The sequence below is a fragment of the Vibrio sp. Vb1574 genome (assembly GCF_033338675.1).
This window is the reverse complement of the sequence record NZ_JAWOTC010000027.1, coordinates 14,447-33,484: the sequence shown is the minus strand read 5'-3', so window position 1 is coordinate 33,484 and position 19,038 is coordinate 14,447. Positions and strand designations below refer to the sequence as shown.

The 19,038-nt window shown below is 41.2% G+C and carries 11 protein-coding genes; 2 read left to right on the top strand and 9 right to left on the bottom strand.

Annotated features, from left to right (window positions below):
• Positions 1–256 precede the first annotated feature (256 nt).
• The gene (locus R7O12_RS16025) at positions 257–433 is read right to left on the bottom strand and encodes a hypothetical protein (protein WP_213963311.1); all 177 of its coding nucleotides are present in this window, start codon (positions 431–433) and stop codon (positions 257–259) included.
• A gap of 240 nt (positions 434–673) precedes the next feature.
• On the opposite strand from R7O12_RS16025, the gene R7O12_RS16020 reads away from it, so the two are divergent.
• On the top strand, positions 674–1,423 hold the full coding sequence (locus tag R7O12_RS16020; protein WP_140079448.1) for a chromosome segregation ATPase: 750 nt from the start codon (positions 674–676) through the stop codon (positions 1,421–1,423).
• Positions 1,413–2,714, top strand: coding sequence for a relaxase/mobilization nuclease domain-containing protein (locus R7O12_RS16015; RefSeq protein ID WP_318126117.1), 1,302 nt, complete (start codon positions 1,413–1,415; stop codon positions 2,712–2,714). The genes R7O12_RS16020 and R7O12_RS16015 overlap by 11 nt, the downstream gene beginning before the upstream one ends.
• Positions 2,715–2,869: 155 nt before the next feature.
• On the opposite strand, the gene R7O12_RS16010 is transcribed toward R7O12_RS16015, so the two are convergent.
• From R7O12_RS16010 to R7O12_RS15975, 8 genes are all read right to left on the bottom strand, one after another.
• On the bottom strand, positions 2,870–3,043 hold the full coding sequence (locus tag R7O12_RS16010; RefSeq protein WP_276439367.1) for a hypothetical protein: 174 nt from the start codon (positions 3,041–3,043) through the stop codon (positions 2,870–2,872).
• A gap of 121 nt (positions 3,044–3,164) precedes the next feature.
• A complete protein-coding gene (locus R7O12_RS16005; RefSeq protein ID WP_069501037.1) occupies positions 3,165–3,701 on the bottom strand; it encodes a HEPN domain-containing protein in 537 nt (178 codons plus the stop codon).
• A gap of 388 nt (positions 3,702–4,089) precedes the next feature.
• Positions 4,090–5,514 carry a VWA domain-containing protein gene (locus tag R7O12_RS16000; protein ID WP_069501038.1) on the bottom strand — a complete coding sequence of 475 codons (1,425 nt, stop codon included), beginning with the start codon at positions 5,512–5,514 and terminating at the stop codon, positions 4,090–4,092.
• A complete protein-coding gene (locus R7O12_RS15995) occupies positions 5,505–7,118 on the bottom strand; it encodes an AAA family ATPase (protein ID WP_180701475.1) in 1,614 nt (537 codons plus the stop codon). Before R7O12_RS15995 ends, R7O12_RS16000 begins: the two co-directional genes overlap by 10 nt.
• A 48-nt stretch (positions 7,119–7,166) precedes the next feature.
• A complete protein-coding gene (locus R7O12_RS15990) occupies positions 7,167–7,781 on the bottom strand; it encodes a hypothetical protein (protein WP_239073761.1) in 615 nt (204 codons plus the stop codon).
• 14 nt (positions 7,782–7,795) lie between these two features.
• Entirely contained in the window at positions 7,796–8,887 is a 1,092-nt protein-coding gene (locus tag R7O12_RS15985) for a ComEC/Rec2 family competence protein (protein WP_069501041.1), read from the bottom strand.
• Positions 8,888–9,143: 256 nt separating this feature from the next.
• On the bottom strand, positions 9,144–15,458 hold the full coding sequence (locus R7O12_RS15980; protein ID WP_318126115.1) for a DEAD/DEAH box helicase: 6,315 nt from the start codon (positions 15,456–15,458) through the stop codon (positions 9,144–9,146).
• Positions 15,455–18,766 (bottom strand): STY4851/ECs_5259 family protein, encoded by a 3,312-nt coding sequence (locus R7O12_RS15975; protein WP_069501043.1) that lies wholly within the window; start codon positions 18,764–18,766, stop codon positions 15,455–15,457. The genes R7O12_RS15980 and R7O12_RS15975 overlap by 4 nt, the downstream gene beginning before the upstream one ends.
• Positions 18,767–19,038: the final 272 nt, after the last annotated feature.

Here is a 19,038-nt window from a genome sequence, read left to right as displayed (position 1 = left end):
AAATCAATCATTTTTTCGTATTTATTTAACCAGAAGTAAATATACATGCCTTATATATTTCACGGAAGGCAGAATATATAAACTTCATATATTAAACATCATATCGATATAGCCTGCTATAGCAATCAAGAATAGATAAGTATTAACACAACCTCTCTATTAATTCATTTCATTCAATAATCACACCTCTCGTTTATTTTTACGCCCCATAAAACTCAGCTTAATCTATGTAATATCCGCCCCGACAACGACTTACTCAGTTCCAGTGAGACAGCCTGAAAGCGACTGAAAGCACCAGAGACACAATGATAGTGCAGCGCAAATGCTTTGTCGCAAACGGCATTTGCAATGTCGTAACGCGCACTTTCCCTGTCGCACTCGACAAATTCCGTGTCATATTACGCAGTAAACACAGGATTATTAAAATCGTCATATAATTTCCATTTCACTTATTTAAAATAAACACTTCCAATCTCATTAATTATATCGTTATAATAAAAACACTCAGAACAAAAATAGTAACAAGCTGATATCGCTCGTCCTTATTTGTTCCAAATAAAAACGCACGAAAACTTGCCTCACATGGTGAGGTTGCGCTAACAGCCTTCGGCGTTATCGCTTGAAAACACAAAACACTCTAAATAATTAAAATAATAAATAGAGAATTTAAAAAATGGATATTAATATAAACACAGTCGCAGCAACTGTCATTCGCTGCACATCTAGAAAACATAAACAAATACTATCGGAATTCATTGAAAGTCACAGCTACTCAGCAGATGAGTTGACTACACTACTCGCAGGACTGTTACCCTCGCCGATTGAATCTGGGGTAGCCATCGCTTCACACCAAACCTTTATTTCAGAGCTTTCTCACGCTTTATATCTCCACCAACATCCCAATGACGCCGATAAAAATGAGCTGATGAATGCACGCAAGTTAATTCGTATCGTTCAGGCGAATTTTAAAAAACAACGAAAAAGTGACAAAGAGCTGTATTGCAAAGCAGTGAAAACCAATCTCACTGAAAGCGAATACCAGCAGTTACTTGAGGTCATGCACAGCTATAATTATAAATCAGTGAGTCGGTTCCTGAGAGAGGTCATAACTCAAAAACTCACAGTCAAACCTCAACGCAGTGATGAAATCACAGAGTACTTTAAGCAAACAAAGCGCATCGCCACAGTGATGGAGTCACTCATTGACGAAGGTAACCCTGCGTACGACCACGAAATAGCCCGTCAACTAGGTGATGCTCTGTATGAACTAAAACAGAATTTACAACTCACCCGAAATCTCGCTATCGACGCTCATAATTCTCAAACCGCCGAGCTGTTGGCCATGCAATTTTTGGACAGCCGTACGTTGCGTGAGCTTTACCGCAACAAGCTAGAAGTGGAGAACGCCAGTAATGATATTTGAGGAATTACAATGTAAGAATGATAAACAAACGGTGCATGATGCCACGCAGTTAGTTCAATATAGTGCCAAGCAAAGTGATGATGTAACACTGCTGGTTGAATATTCTTCAAGTCGCTCAAAGGGTGACAAGCTCGGGGGAACATCGCAGTTTATCTGCGCCAACGAAATCGCTTCGGTTCCCCTGAATGCAAAGAACCAAGATGCCCGAGACATTGATTGGAGCCGTGCTATTGCTGAACTGCAAAGCGCTTATCTTGCTAATACTAATACGAAACAGCCCTTTCGCCACTTTGTTGTCTCCCTGGCGGAAGGGGAACAGTTACCCCTAGTCCAATGGCGAAAGACAATTAAAAAGCTCATGACGCACCTAGGGTATGGAAATGCTCGTTATATCGCATTCAAACACTGCGATACCGACAATGAACACGTCCATATTGTAGCGTCTACGACTGATTTACTGACAGGTAAAATCATTTCGAACTGGCAATCACACCTCAAAGCCCAAGAAATTATGAGGGAGCAAGAAGTTACGCTAGGGCTACAAACAGTGCAAAGCTCAGAGGAACTCCACTCAAGTTACGACACTGATGTACAAGGCGAAAAAGAGAAAACGGTGATTCGTATGATGAGAAGAAAAGTGGATGCGGCGATTCGTACTCTCCCTTCTGCTTGCTCGTTGGCTCAGTTTGAAGTGGCACTTCTCAACCAAGGCATTGAAATCGAACTCATTCCCGACAGCGCAAACACTCAATTTAAAGGTATCGCCTACCGATTTCATCAATATCGCCTTGCTGGCTCATCTCTACGCAGTGGTAACAAATACACCTTAGGCAAACTCATTAAAAATGGTGTGATGGATGCCAAGGCTCTATTTATCGACAACTACAATAAGCACGATGAAAACATGGAACAAGCTACGGTTCATTTTAACAAAATTCGTAGTCTGGCAATTAAGCACGCTGAAAAACTAAAAGCGGACATCGAAGCATACGAGCATCAGCAATACCGTTACCTCCTCTTTTCATTTGCTCGAAGCCACGAAGCGGCAATGGAAGCTGAAGTGGAATACTGGTTTGAGTATGCCAAAATACGCTCAACCCGAGACAGAGCGGTGGTGAGGGCTATATATGAGTGTGAAAAAGCGATTTACCACGCATCTGGAACGATGAGTAAAATGTTCTACCATTTGATCATAACCCTATTAGAATACTCATTAATTAACCGTTGTAAGCTAACAATAGCTCCAAACACAATAAACCATCAAACCCCTATATACTGCCAAAGTGCTTAAAAGAGCTTTATCCAAGTTCACCTGGTTGAAACAATGGAAATACCGCACTTATTATCAAAATTTGGAGGCGAGGTCCACTATTGTGAAGACAAATCAAAAAGGACTATAATTGCATTTAAATCAATGAATTAAGCATAAGACAAGCTTTCAAGTTATTAGGAATTTCGATTCTTCAAGTAACGTTTGAATGATGGCCAAACCATATCAATAACTGTCGCCAAGGTAATCATGCCAGATAACGACCAAAACACTGAGTTCATCTGCTCGTCTGTTAACGCCATAATCATCGCAATGGCGTACGAATTCATCAGATTCGTTAACTTCCTCATCAATATTCGATGACACCACCAGCGATTGCTTCAATGACTCTAATTTGTTCAATGATAGTTTTGGCTGTAGTAGCTCAAATTTTGACGATCGATTTTCGTAATCTGAATACCGTAAACAAATTTACAACAACGCCAACCGTGTATCAGTAACAGTAACTAATTCTCTAAAAAACCGGATACATTTATCCAACTCTTCGCGTTTGACGATATGAGCTTCGGTTCTGTCGATTTGAGCGCGATGAACAGCCTCACCTCGTTTTTTTAGCCACTTATTAAGCTGTGTTCGAGACTCATCCGCGGTTATGTAGTTAGCCCAGATCCAGGCTTCAGTAACATCAATACCAAAAAACTCTTCGAATAGCGCTTTCGTTTTCTTGGAGCCTGGATTGTTGAAGTACTTGAGGTGCTCCTCAAGCCGATTTTCTACTATTCGCCCAAGTTGAGACCCCTTAACGACTCCATACTTCGCATCAACAAGCTCTTTTGCTATGTCTTCTACATAGGTTTCCCAAGCTGTAAGAGTCATAATCAAAGTGGCTCTCTTGAGCACCTCTGGAGGTTGAGAATTGGAGTTGCATCCGTTTAACTGATCGTAACACTCTAATAATTGCTCTGCGTCTGAGATCGCGTACTCAAAATTGGCTTTCGCTTCTGACATCCCTTGTCCTAGTTATCATGACTATATGCATAAAGTGGAATTTACCATATTTAGGATTAAATCAATGATAACTAGGTTCAATAAAGTTGAGTTACTTCAATAAGCTAGTGACTTTTGGCTGCTAATCGCGCTGAAAGAAGATTGGCACCACCAACGAGCGGCTAACGCTTTAAATCAACCCACTCCGAACAGTAATGAATAGGGTCACAAATTTTGCTCATTGATGTGTAGTGAGAATTACCGATTTGTATACCGTGTACCTGTAGCCCCTGCTTCTCTCTTCGGTTGCTAATTTTCCTATTTAATCCCGAGGGAACTGGAAATTCACCATCGCTCACTAGCAAGACATCAGTTTTGTTGAGCAACCCTCGGAGTGGTAAATTTCAATCTACACTAAACTCATGCTTTGTTTGAAGTTAACTAGCTCCTGAATACTGCTAGTATGTGGATTATATATCCACTCCAAATCAAACTGCGTCTTAGACCGTTGGTACATAAAACAATCACCGATGACTAGTGAATTAAATTTGTTCCCTTTTTCTCTCTTCTCTTCAATGCTCTTCATAACGTTTTTTGGTAGTTCACCCATGATGAAATCAGAGATAACCAAAACATCTGCGTTTTCATAAAACTCCCTCTTCATTAGCTCAGTCGCATGACGGAGTGCTGGAGCAACATCTGTTCCTCCATGAAAAGAGGAACTCAAGAACTTAATCAAAGATTCCAGCCCTTTTTTACCCGTCAAATCAAAAGTCACAATAGATGTTGAGAAGTTAATTAGATAACAATTTCGGTCCTGCTTTCTAGCGACAGTAGACAAGTACAAGGCCATAGCTTTGGCTATGTGTTCAGGTGCACCGTACATTGAACCACTCGTATCTATGCATAAAATCATAGGCCCTAAATTCGAATCCTCTTCAACAGATTCATCTACGGGGATACTCTCCTCCTGATCTATTTCTGTAATGCCCTGCATTTCAAAACTCAATAGGCGTGATTCCAGATATTTAAGGTCAAAAAGAACTGATGTTTCAGGATCCGAAAGAAGTGCCAATTCAGAGGGTAGCGCATGCTCAATATCCTTCCCTTGAACCACACCTACAATCTCTTCCTTTGAATTGATATCAACAACTGGTTGTTTGAATGCTACCGACTTCAATACTGTTTCAATTTTAGTTGATGACTCAATTTGTCTTACTTTCCCTAAAAGCTCAGATACCTTTTTGGCACCTTTGTCGTTTTTGAGGTAGTCCGCCCATCTCTTTAGTGCTTCTATACTTCCACTTTTTAATTCAGCATCAGATAAATCAAGGTACATTCCTGGCTCAAGACCTAAACTCTCCAAGCTGTACATCAACTCTTCCAGCAAATTGAGCCATTCACTAATCTGTTTATAAAATTCTTCACGCATTCTGGACAGAGTTTCGAAGTACCACTCTGATACAGATTTATCCAGCTTCTTCTGCCAATCTAACAGCAGGAGACTTCTAGCTGTATCATTAGGCTTTTTCTCTAACAACTCTTTGTGCCAAAAGGAAGAATCAACGTGATATTTAGCCTTCTGACAAAATGAGATATAGTTTTTTAGTAATCCATTAACATCGTGATTATTCATCCATATTTTCAGATTCGCTTGATCATCGGAAAAAGGGTTGTCCACTTCTAATGACCGTTCAACACCTACTTTCCAAGCACTAACTTTGGCTTCTACCTTAGATGACAGCGCATCTAAATTACCCAACAATACACTTCTTTCACTTGTGAGTTCTTTCAGCAGATTATCTGATTGCTTATGGATAAGTTCTACTGGCATAGAGCCTCCAGACGTTCACAGTCTTTAATTCGTATTTTGAGTTTATCTATTTGAGAAAGAACACCTTTCAAGGCGACATCTGTATCTGCGCTTGTAGTAAACGGACTATGCAGCTCCACTTTATATACACGCAGTTTATCTTCTGTCTCTTTAAGAATTTTTTTTAGCTGTCCTCTAAGATTACCAACTGAACCTGAAAGAGATTTAATCAGCCTCTCATTTACATCACTTCTTTTATCTCCTTTGTGGAAAAGAATAGAAGGGGTGAATTCAAAGTCGTTATATCGATTTCCATAATGTCTATTGCTATATGATAGTGTACAAGATCCCTGCTCATCGAATTCACATGTAACTTCTTTTATGTCATTTCCCGATATGTCGACAGGATGAAAAGAAATATTACTTTTGAATTTATTAAAAGGAATATGAACCGTTTTCTGCTTAATTTCCGGATTACCATAAGAATATGAATTATGCTCTCTGAATTTTGCTACTACTTTAAAATATTCCTCATTACCTAATGAAATTACGTCATATACATCGTCCTTATAGAAAAGTTCCTTAGTGATCTCTTTCTCTAAGCTATCTTTACTATTATCAAGAGCAGCCAAATTGATATCACCAGCAATTCCACATGACTCGATAGCGTCCATCACGATCTCTTCGGTACAAACCCTGTTTTCTGGAGAAGTCCATAAACAATGCTTTAGAAGTATTGTATCGGTCAGGTTTGTATAATTACGCTCGTTGAAAAACGCAGATGCTTTCAACAAAATTGCAGCTTTCTGCCAACGTCGATCCGAAACATACAGACCTAACTCTTCATTTTTTTCACTGATCTCATTACGTATATATTTGATAACAAGCAAAGTGTCTTTACTCAGCTCAACGTTATGTATCGCTTCATTCCACTGACTAAGCTCTGAAAGAGATACTCTAAGCTCCTCATCAACATTAGGCTCACTAGTCGAAGGCTTCGCGTTAAGCAACAAATTAAAATTATCTTCAAGTACAATTGGCGGAACCATTAAACGAGTAATAAATCGGTCATAAAGAGCATCTAGCCCTTGGTTTTCTTGAGGCACTTCATTCGAGGCACCAATAACCGAACGAATAGGTGCCTTGATAACTTCACTGCCATTCTTGAAAACATGTTCATTAATTAAGGTGAGCAGAGTGTTTAAAATCGCTGGGCTGGATTTCCAAATTTCATCAAGAAATGCAAACTCTGCGTCAGGAAGATAACCTTCCGTCTTACGGACATACTTATCCTGTTTGAGTTCTTGAATTGACACAGGCCCAAATACTTCTTCAGGTGTTGTAAACCGATTCATCAAATGTTCATAATACTTTGGTGACTCAAATGCACATGCTAACCTTCTGGAAATTAGGCTTTTGGCAGTTCCCGGAGGACCGAATAGGAAAGTATTCTGTCCACTAAGCGTGCTCAATAATGATACAGAAAGAATATGCTCTCTCTCATGTAACCCTTCACCGATCTGCTCCAATAGTTGAGTTATACGTTTTTTTACTTCTGGCTGAGCGGCTACTCTTATATTTTTGCTGTCTTTGCTTGTTTGATATTCTTTACTTTTCACATTCATACTACTAACCAACTCTTTCCTTGTTAAATTTAAAATCTGAACGATCTATTAAGCACTTAAGTTTATTGCTACAGCCGTTGTTACGAGCCTGTTCCCCGCATTTTTTGCTGCGATTGAAAAACCTATGATTGCCAAGGCAAATACCCACAAAGACTGATAACTTACCTCTGAAAAATACTCGCCCAAGAATTGCTTCGCGACCAGCAGCGCAAAGGCACTGACAAAAGATACAGCAGCTGCATCCCTGTATAATAAGTAAGCTCTGTGAGTTGAAGCCACTTCGTCCTGCTTATTGGATGGACGATAAAACTCTTTGTACCAATAACTGTTCTGCTCGCTATTATTTTGCTTCAAAAGTTCAAACTCGGACACGCGAGCCTTTAGGAGTGCAGTGTCAATACGTCGGTCTCTCTCTGATAACTGAATAAAGCGATGCCCTGGTAACACATTGTTCCATCGCCAAAATACCAAGACGTTCTTGAGGTCAGGAGGCATGAGGTGGCTAAGCCACCCCGAAACCGCACCTATTGCTAACATCGCACCACTCGTGTCTTTTAGCATCTCGACATAACTGATATCAAAAGCACTTTGATTTACGAGTGATACCACTGCAAACTGAAGTACCATCAATACTGAGAGCGGGACAATGTTATTGGCTTTCATCGAGATCCCCATCATTATGCCACCTCTTCTTCATAATCGAAGTGATATGGCTCAGGGTTCATACTATTCCACCCATCACGCCCAGGCGCATTATAATGATGACGAATTCCAGAACCTCTCGTCGCTAGTGCGTTAACACCTCGGTGAGTGAAAGCATTCATCACAGCTTTCCGTGGGTGCTTAGGTTCACCATTTTTAGCCGTAGAAGCAATTGCCGTGATGTTTCGTGAAACACCTTGGCTAATAGGCTCCCCGACTAAACGATTTAGAACGGTCGTCCCAATATTGCGCTTACTTCCATGATGGGGGATCTGCATAAATCGAAGGTCTGCTCCACTTGTACACTGATCTATTTGATCTGCCGCGTGTTCCAGAGCCTGAATGCCTGCGTCCCCAGTAAAAACAGAGCGTCTTCCTTCGACGACTAATTGGGTGATCACACTCGAGTTGTTTTTTGCCGATGTTACCCCTTCATCATCAATCTGGTCTTCACCCCAAGTGGCAAAGAAACGACGAATAGATGCAGCCGTTTTTTCAAAAAAGCTTTCTAAAGCATTTGTTGCAGTGGCTTTTTCAGGCATGCCATCAAAGTCAGGAATGAGGGATTCGTAGTATTCGACAGAAGGGCCGAGAACCTTAATACCACCGCCCGTGTCCGTTAAACCAGTAAAAGGTTCACGTACACTTACCCCTTTCGATTCAGCCAAACTAACCAGTGACCATGCTTTTTCGAGGTTTTGCTTAAAACGTTCCCCTAAGCTGCTGTCCGTTACGCGTCCATCTTTGAATTTATCAGCAAGCCCTTGGTTGTGTAGCCAAGGCTGATGAATCCAAAGCTCTTGTACTTCGAGTTCATTAAGGACCATTTCCAAACCGTTAATGTGGTCTTGATCAGCATGAGTATTAATGACCAAGTCCACTTTAGAAGTGCCAAAACAAGTGGTGATGTGATCAATAATCTTTGAACTTGTGCTTTGAAAGCCACCATCAATCACAACCACCGTTTGCTCGTCACGTGGACCGTGTAGATTCCCGTAGCGAAGTGCGATCGCATCACCACTCTTAGACTCTTCACCAACACCTAAAAAATCAATTTCGTAACCCATAACTTTTTCCTTTTTCTATGAAAGTTAAGAGTTACTGATCAACTAGCATGCCAAGATTTAAATCATTGTTTTTATTGCATATAACCTTTAACCCATAAAAATATAAAGTAAATAATATTACCATTAGTTATTTATTTTACTATTGCTTATTGGTGCATAAAAAACCGCCACCCTATGGATGGCGGTTTCAAGTCGCTAGCTATATTGCCAAATCGAAGCACTTATTTGCGAGTTGCCATTGCCATGAAGTTTCAAACTAAAGCAAGCTTGTCGTTATTAACGTTGGCCAATCTGCACTGTTATTAACGCTTGCCTTTTTTTGCACTTCGAGCATTCTTTTAACTTGATCGAGACAATCTCTTTCAAAGTCGAATCGGTGCAAGCCATGCATTAACTCCAGCCACCAGTACCCAAAGCCTTGGTCTAAAGTTATCTGAACTGTGTTACCTGACTCAAAGCTAATGGTTAATACCCTTCTATGTTGAATTGTCTTTTTGCCCTCAACGATATTTATCTTAGTTGTTCTACCAGTAGCATTCTCTAACCAAGCCTGAAAAATCTGTCTAAAGTCTGCTTTGTAGTCCCAATCGTGACTGATAAATGCTGGCGGTCTTCCGTTCTTTTCATCAAAACAGGTATCTACCAACACCTCACAATCATGATGTCCACAAACCAAGCCCTTTATTGCTTCAGATACCAGCATTACGGCTGACGGGCTTTGCAAGTAACGGTCTGAATAATGAACATTTTTTATAACATCACTCGATAGCAGTTCCTTCACACGGCTATCACTATCACACACCAGTTGCTTAAATCGCCCACCTAATTGAGTCAGCGTTCCATTCAGCTCTTTGAGAGCTTCTATCTGGATAGCCCCAACTTGAGACAAGTTCTCTGGTTCTACTTCGATAGTGTATGGAATTACCGAAAGTTCCGGTTCAACAGTTGAGATGACAGAGATATCGTCAGACATTAGCCATTCAATACCAGGTATTCGCGCACTATCCTCTAGGTTAGCTAAAGAAAAACAGCCGACATCAGTTTGCGCTTGAAATACCATCAGACCAGTATCGTCCTTGGTAAGGTATAGTGACGCGCCTATATTGTTGATGTTCTCCAAGAATAATTTTATGTCGTCTGGATAATCGACGTCTGGAACAACAAATGACACATCAATATTATTACTCAACATTTCGTAAACTCGAGATTTGAGCAAGTTTACTGACGTATCCCAACGTTCTATATTGCTTGATAAAACAAACTTCACTTCGCTAACCTGGCCAGCAACCACGGATGTAAGCTGCTCCTTAATGCTCAAAGGGCAATATTCAGCTTCAGTTAGCAATCGTTGATACTTCGATGGTAAATTTAAATGGTGTGTAAAATTATCGCCCAACCATTTGAGCGCAATCTGTCTGTTTAATTTGTCGGTGTCGTGTCTTGAATCCGACTCTAGTAAACAATCCGGACAAAATGCATCACAAGCCTTGGGGCATTCAAGCTCTCGTAACATTTGACGCAATACTTGAGTAATGTGATGTGATGTGGATGTAGCAAAACCAGCTCCACCACTTACACTATCAAACAACTGTAAAACCATCGCATGCTGACTTTCACCAACAACCGCTGGGCGTACACTGTATTCAACTTCATTGACTGAGATGCCTAAAGTCTTTACCAGTGCTTTTCGTAACGCTACAACAAGTGATGTTGCAATGACCCTACCTTCATCACTATCAGGGATATATTCTCCAGTGTCAGGGTGCTTTAAAACTAACTCGAACACATCAGTTTGTGAATGAACTCCAAGATGAATGCTTTCTAGTACTCTTCCTGAGCCATCACAATCCCCGTGCCGATCATTTTCATCTTTGGCAAACTTACTTGGCCGCGGTGGCTTATGTGTACGTTCAAGGTTTAGCGCTTTTGGTAGCTCTCCCGTTGATGTCATAGATTCAGCCCGCCCACAAGCCATGCACAGTGCAAATCCAGTCCCACTCATTCCCGAGCTATAATGAAACACTTTACCTTGATGATCAGTAATCATATAACCTAATTCAGAGACAGGTAAAGGTACAGGGCCCCCCTTAGCACTTACCCAAGCAGGTTGCACTGGAACATAGGTTTGATGCGCAATGTTGTTAGTCGGCTCAATATAATAATCAGTCACAAAACCAGTGGGTTGGATAACTTTTTTCCTGTACTCATTATCTATAGGGATAACTTTTCCACACATTACATTACTGCACGTTAATGACTCGAGGTTAACTTGTTTATTCAGATTAGACTCATACCCTGTCTGACCACAGTGAGGACAACGCCATGCAAGATCAAATTTCTGGACATCTCTTGAGCCTTCAACATGAACATTTTGCCAATTCAAAGAAATTCCAGCAGAACGATGAACTCTACCGTCAATGACGATTTCCGAACCTGGTGCATATTCCCGAATAGCTACAGACAAGTTTCGAGAAGGGAGGCCACGGTTAATTGACACATTGTCTTCACGCTCAAGCTTATTCTTGTTCTTTTTGAATTTTTTCTCACGAATATAATCAGCTACGTTGTCCGTATCTATACTTACAACATCGGTAGGGAAGCCATAACCGGGTAGAAATGCTTTTGTTGCCAAGTCCCTTAGCAGATACTCTCTACATAAGCGAGACTTCTCGTTGTCGAGCTTATGAGCATATGGGCCATTTGGAGCCGTATCATTAAGCTCTGTCTGAATATATTTATATTCCCCAACCCACTTTTCACTGAGTTCTAGAATTTTTTTAGCAGTCTGCTTTACTAAAATGTCAGGCGACACTCCCGACAGAGCAGTCCCCTTAACTAACTTTTTGACACCATCAAGATATGAATTTTCAAGACTCATAACCCAAAGAGCAAAACGTTCCGCAACTGACTTAACCCCAATGTCAGGTAGATAAAACCATTCAAGATTCAGGTTAATCTTCTCTTTATCTGTTGGGCCTATAACATCGACCAGATAGCGTCCTAATAAGTAGGAGTTCACATGACGCTGCACAAGTTTCTTAGAACTAAATTCAACATGCGGTGCAGGGATGGATGTGGTGAATGCCCATTTAGGGTTATTAAAGACTAATGTGTCATGAGGATTATTCTTGCATATCGTATAGCTGAGAGCTCTAGACTCTTTTGAACGGCCAGCACGCCCCGCTCGTTGAAGAAAGTTAGCCGGATGCGGTGGCACATTATTCATTACAACAGCAGTAATACCACCAATATCAACCCCCATTTCCATAGTTGTTGAGCAGTTGAGAACGTTCTTCCTACCACTCTTGAACTTCTCTTCGTAGTCTGCCAAGCGCTCTGCCGATTGCTGCGCCGAATGTTCAGCAGTTGCGTAATAAAAACCACCTTCCACGGTTCTATCGTTGATATCCGTCCATACATTCTGCTCTCTAAGTGAACGAATTTCCTGCGATTCCTCAATATCAGCACGTATTGATTGGAGCGACTCGTCATACCCTCGATCGCTACCTTCAAACTTCCAAATTGGTGGAAGGTTAACGCGAGTACACTGATAGTCTGAATAGTTACCATTCGCTGGAATGTATGGTGTTAAGCCTCTAAAGGTTGTATCCAACACCTTATTTGTAACTGGGCAAATAAACCCTTCAGTTAACAAAGCAAAACTAACTTCTCTCAAATCAAGGCTATATTGTTTGTCTGAAGTTGAATCTCTAAGAATTTGCAATTTGGTTAACGTCTTCCAAGCATCCTGCAACCACCCGTTAATTAACTGCTCTCCTTCCGTTTTTTCTATATCGATACCCGTTGCTACACGCAACAGCGTGATCAATCTTTGTTGAATTTTTCTACCTTTATTTATCTGAGGCCACTTCTTAATGCGGCTCTCTTCTTCTTCTTTTGAATCTGGAGCTATGAGGGTTTTCGGTGCAAAGTGCATCCCGATCCAACGTCCCCACTCCCTATCTATGTTCACGTATGTATTTTCACGAACAAAGAAGTCAAGGCAGACTTTTAGGTAGTCTTTCCAGTCAGACAGAGTCAAACCACCTTTCTCTTTCCATTGCTCCGGAGCTTTACTTAGTTTTTCAACTTCTGGATAAACAAACCTTATCAATCCTTGTGTTTCAAGGTTGTTTTTAAACTTCGGTCTCCTAGCAAGTTCTCTTGTCAATAACATGTTAGCGAGCTTTAAAGAGCCAGTGGTTACGTCAAACACCTCAGGAGACAGTCTCTTATTCTCTGTCAAAATTGAGTTCTGTAAATCCTTATCCATGCTAATTCTATCGGCTAATTCCTTCCAAGAAATCGCTTTTGGAGAATACCTTGACGCTCCTTTCTCGAGTGCTGAAAGGTATTGAATTAGCGCTTCAGCAACTTGTGGTTTCCTCTTCCCTGCAATAAGGATAAATTCTTCGATATCCTCAACCGTTGAATCCTCGATATATGGACGAACGATATCTAACAACTCATCATCGATCGCAAGTTCCTCTTCAACGTGCTTCCTTAACTCCTTGAAAACTAAACCGCGTAGTCGAGAACGTTCCGCTTCCTGCTGCATTTGAACTGACATTTTCGCAGTGCCCTGGCGGCTGTCAGTAAAAGTAATAAGGCGACGACCTCGCCCTGGAGCATCTAATGGTCCGTAGCCAGTGTCTTTATCTTTTTCGATATCGGGGCAATACTCCAAAACGGTTGGTACAGCGGTTGTTGTATAAAATGGAGCTCCTAATAAGCCTCGTCGTAATGCTTTAGCATGTTGTCCTCTACCTGAGAATCCACATTTGCTACACTGCTCTCCGTCATCGAGATATTTAGCTAACCGTATACTGCCCGACTTAACACTCGCTTCTTTGCCATCGTGGTCATAAATAGTTTCAAAAAACATATTTTCTTGGTTTTCAGTAGCTGAGAGAACCAGCATACTATCGCTAGCTTTAAGCGCGCTATATTGGTCTGTTCTTTCCTCATCTATGTGTTTTTCTCCCTCTTCTAAGAGAGAAAACTCATCACTTACCTTACCTGTCCATTGAGTAAGTACCCCGCTCTTATCTACACCTAACAAGTGCGGTTCATTACACTCGCTACAAAATGACAGCTCTAGTACCGGCGCACCACAGTCACATTTCTGTCTTTGCTCACTAAGCACCTGACCAAACTGCCAATCTCGATTGAGATGGGTGCCTGACTTTTCAGAGCAATTGGGGTCAATACAAGCCCAAAGTCCGTTTAAAGTTCGTTGAAAGTAATGAGCTCTCAATTTAAGGAAGGGTTGTGCATTTCTATCGTATGACTCTTTCGTTCCAGTGCATATATCTAACCAACGATACAATTCATTATCGGTCAAATTGATTGGACTTAAACTACTGGCTAACTCAGAAAAGAGTAGCGGACTAGAGTCGTTGGTCGTAAACGCAGATCTTATCCTTTTCGCAATTTCAGATTCACATAACGCTCGATAGCGACTTGCCGAAACATAAGGGTCTTGGACATCTTTTTTGTTTTCAGGCAACTCTCCGTCAGGGTCAATGCTCTCTAGGACTGAGATATCTTTGTTATTAAATGGGTAATCAGGAAGTTTCGGTACTGCTCGCTTACCACCAATAACATCAACTTGAGCCTCACTTACACCAGCAAGCTCAGCTAAATACGTTCTAAGTTGTGATTCAGCCTCTGATCCAGCGATTGTTGCCGATGTAGCCACAAAACGTACATTTTCCGGTTCTACTTCAAACGCCTGCATTACCCTGCGAAGTTGCAACGCAAGTTCAGCAGCTTGAGAACCCACGTAAGTATGCGCTTCATCTAAAACAATCCACCTTAATTTTCCTTTCGATTGTTCGATAATAGGAGCATCAGCTTGTCTCACCAACATATACTCAAGCATTGTTCCATTCGTGACCAAAATTGGAGCTGGGTTATCGCGCATTAGATTACGTGACAACACTTCTTGCGGCTGCTTGATCTGTATTTGACTCTGGCTAGCGCTTGGGTCATTGGGAGTATTGCCATTAAACAAGCAAAAGCGGATATCACCTTCAAAATGTTGCGTCCAAGCGTTTAGACGCTCTTTCTGTGAATTGATTAATGCATTTAAAGGGTAAAGGAATAGCGCTCTTACGCCTTTTAGTGCTTTCCCCTCGGTTTTTACTTCCCGCACCAAGTCTTCAAGGACAGGAACCATAAAACACTCGGTTTTCCCCGAACCTGTACCACTGGTAATAATTCTAGATTTAGGCTCTGGGTTGAGTAAGTCTCGCCATGCCGCAAGCTGGTGCTTGAATGGAGACCACTTAGCTTTAAATGCATACCTTCCGTTAATATCATCGTCTAATGCTGTTACTAGCTCCTTTGAAAGCAGTCCTTCTGAGACCAGATCGCTCATTTGAACTTTACTTTCTTCCCAGGCAAAGGTTTGCTCAAAAACAGGGCCATGAACAAAGGGCTCAACTGTTTCAAATCGTTCGCTTAGGTGGTTACGCAATGAGGGGTTGCTGATACCGAGAACACTCAATGTTGACTCTTTCGCACGATTGTTTGCTTGTTGTTTTAATGTTGAAAAATAGCCTTTCATTTTCTCTCACCAGCCATAATACAAAGTAATAATTTATACATAGGAACAAACCACTGACGGTCAAACTCAATGAGCTGGCGAAGAAAAAACTCATTCGCAGGCTCATCGCTAATACCAATTTCGGAAAGCGTTGTTTTTTGTAAAACCAGAGCTGATGCATACAATGGAAAGTACAACACCGCCTTTTGAAAACCTTTACCATCGGGGATAGAAAATGTCACAAGGTCTTGGTAATGGTCGAGACACCACTCTTCTATATCGTTTGAAAACATCGTCGGCCAGCGTCGGTCACTAGTGTGTAAGCTTCTAACTTCCGATACTGAATGAGCCGAGAAGTACTGTAGTACGCCTCTGAGATTCTCTTGAGGGATAATTGCTTTATCAAGAACCAAATGTCTGCAATCAGATTCGAAAACAGGGCATATTTGCGATATATCGTCTAGCTTCTGGTTAATTAGCTTCGTGACAATCCTTTCTGGGTAACCGTCATCACGAATTCCTTGAATGAAATTTTGAGAAACGCGCTTCCAAGCAATGATCGGTATTAGCTCCCACATTACGTTGAACTCAGACTGCAACCTACTCATCATAGGAATAGGGTTGTCAAACCGAAATGCCAGTGCTGCCAATACGTCCTGCCTTTTTACTACTGACTTCCAGATTTCAAACGTTGCTAGCGGCAAATAGCCAAATCTTGTTTCAAGGTCAGTAAGAAATGTCCAGCCACTATGCTCAAAATCCACAACCATTTGCCCCAACACTTCATCTATAGCATTAGGATTGACATGACAAACTGTTGTGGCTTTCTGTAAGCTTCGGACATCGTTTCGGTTCTCAGTATTTTTACTTCCGGGAACAAATCTAGCTCGAAATGCTACTTCAGAATCAGGTGATGGTACGATTAGAGATGGATTTTCAGGAGACGAAGAAAGCTCAAAAATACCAGTAGCTACACCTTGAGACTCTCTTTGGGTCAATGGTTTGGGGTGAACCGCTGGATTCGTAAGATCAATTAGCACTGGCTTAATCTTACCAAAATCCTTAATCGCACCTTCAAACTTGATGCATGAGTTTTCAAATTGAGTCATAGAAGAATAGCGTCCAATCTGAAATTGCACAGTCTTACATGCCCCGCTTATCTCAAGTCTGACTAGATCATCCAGGTTCCCATTTGTAGCCAATAGTTCTCGTACATTATGTCTAAATTCATACAAACTGATTTCTAGTGGCTGATCCTGAACCTTATATTCCCATAAGTAGTAAGCCTGTCGAGAACTGTTCGGAGAGCTAAGTTCAATCTTATAGCTGCACTGTTTTTTACCCAGCCTAGGAAACAACATAAGCCGACTACCCAGCAAGTCCGCCACTGTCAGTAACTGGGGCAGTTTATTGCTATCCTTGTCGTAAGCTAAAACACCCGTTGAAGGAAAAGGCACGCTTACCACAACCGGAGCAGCCATTAAATTGGTCGTTATTTCTAACAAAAGCTCACGAGGAGGCATACCTAAAGCTGATATGATCTCTAGGCATTTACCATACTCTGTTGAACGAGCGACTACATCAACTGCAGCATTCAATACCTTAACGGTAAATCGGTTCATGCAATGGAGTTCAATATTCCCTCTGTCTGCGTTTTCGGAAGAGCTTAACCTGATCTCAAATGACTTGGGCAAAATCGCTAATCTCTTTTGAAAAAGCGTGTGACCTTTAGTGGACTTTACTTTTATACTTTGTAAACCAAAAATGCTTGCCTTATGTCCCCCACCCACGGGCTCACCTGCCACTACAACCTGAGAGCAAATGTCCTGCGTAGTAATTTTGGGTAACCCCAGATAAACTGGCTGGCCTTTTTCGGTACTAAACGGAAGTATTTTTCCATCTATTCTGACATCATCATACTGAGTGTTGTTCGCTGAGGTCTTTATCAGGTAACGATCTATTTCAAGCCCATTATCCACAGAGACTTTCAACGTACCGCTAAATGTGCCTACGGTATAACCATAGTCTGTCTTAATATTTGCATCTTTAGCTTCTGATTCATCTAGTACCGCATTTGGTGGACATAACACGGTCAACGACTCCGCTCGAGTACTAATGCTACCTGTACCAACAAACATCATTTTTTCATCGATGCAACATAGTACTACCGGTACCTCACCAATCATTATTTCCGAATTAGATATTTCTTCTCTATGAAGTAACTTACCTGCCTGAAGTACAATTAGGTACAGCGTTTGTTTTGGGTCAACTCGATTGAAACGACAAGACGTGGACCTTAAAACGACGCTACACTTGCCAGTATCACTATGAATATGACCAACGCCGATTTCCGCAATTGGCGTACAACCTTCATAAATAAATAGCTCTACACGACTAGTAACCGTATCTTCACGCCTAAAAGGCATATCTACTATTTTGGCGAGCTTGATCTGGGTGACAAACTGGAATTCTGATGTATTAGCGAGCCATTGCTGGCATGTAATCCTCTTATCTGCTTGTTTTTTATTTCGATGTTGTTGTGATGCAGATGAAAGCAAACCAGACAAAAATTCGTTACCAGCATTGCCGTCCAATGGGATAGGAAACAGTTCACGCCAACCGCCAGCGTTATCATCCAGATATGCAGCTGGATTGTTCTGTTCATCCAAATCGTAGTCTTCAGTTAGACGCAATAACAACTCAGTCATTCGAGTAATTAAGTTAACTGTGGTCTCTTGTTTAAATGCCTCGGGTAAAGAGTCCATACACTCGGTCACTAATTCTACTGGCGAATATCCAAAGTCTTTTGCATCTTCATAAGACTTTAATATGCGTTTGAATATTGCCTGAAAGCGGCTACCCTCACTGGCAAGGAGCCCATAAGGAAGACCGCCCTCTTTAAACAAAGAACCAAGATAGCTGTTTCTCTCGTCTTGATATTGGCTAATAGGACGTCCCCAGTACGCTTTTAACCCGCGCTCAACGACATTCTGTCTACTGTTAGCATCGAGTTCATAGCCTAATGACTCCCAAATCCCAAACCAAGTCCAGCCCCCCATGTAAAAGCGACGATACCATTCTGAACAAAAAATTGAGAAAGCAGCGCACCAATTTTTGCTTGATTGAGGTTTACCTATCCGTCTTAGAATACCGCGCAACTCGATATATTCCGATTCTGTAACGTGATATTGGTAAAGTGGTTGCCCACTTGGTAATGACAACTCGTTTCTATGCAAAAGCCTCGTCAACCAATCATCGATAGTGATAGGCAATATCGAATTACTTGTTGCATCGATACGCCCCTCCACTGGAGGAATATTCAAATCCATTTTTTACCCAGCCTTTGTATTGAAATGGAAGTTCTATGTTTTTATTGTGTATTCACATGATATCAATAAAAACAACGCTCTCTAACGTTCCAAATCACACATTTGTATGTCACTTGTCACATAACAATCAACAACTTCAAATGTGTGCGTTATCGATAGATAGCTTTTGAGTAGAAAACTAAGACAAGTTACATGCCAAAACTTATCCCGTTGTATTTATTGAAATTAGTACAAGGTTACCGAGAAAAGCCGCAAGAAAGATTACTAATGGT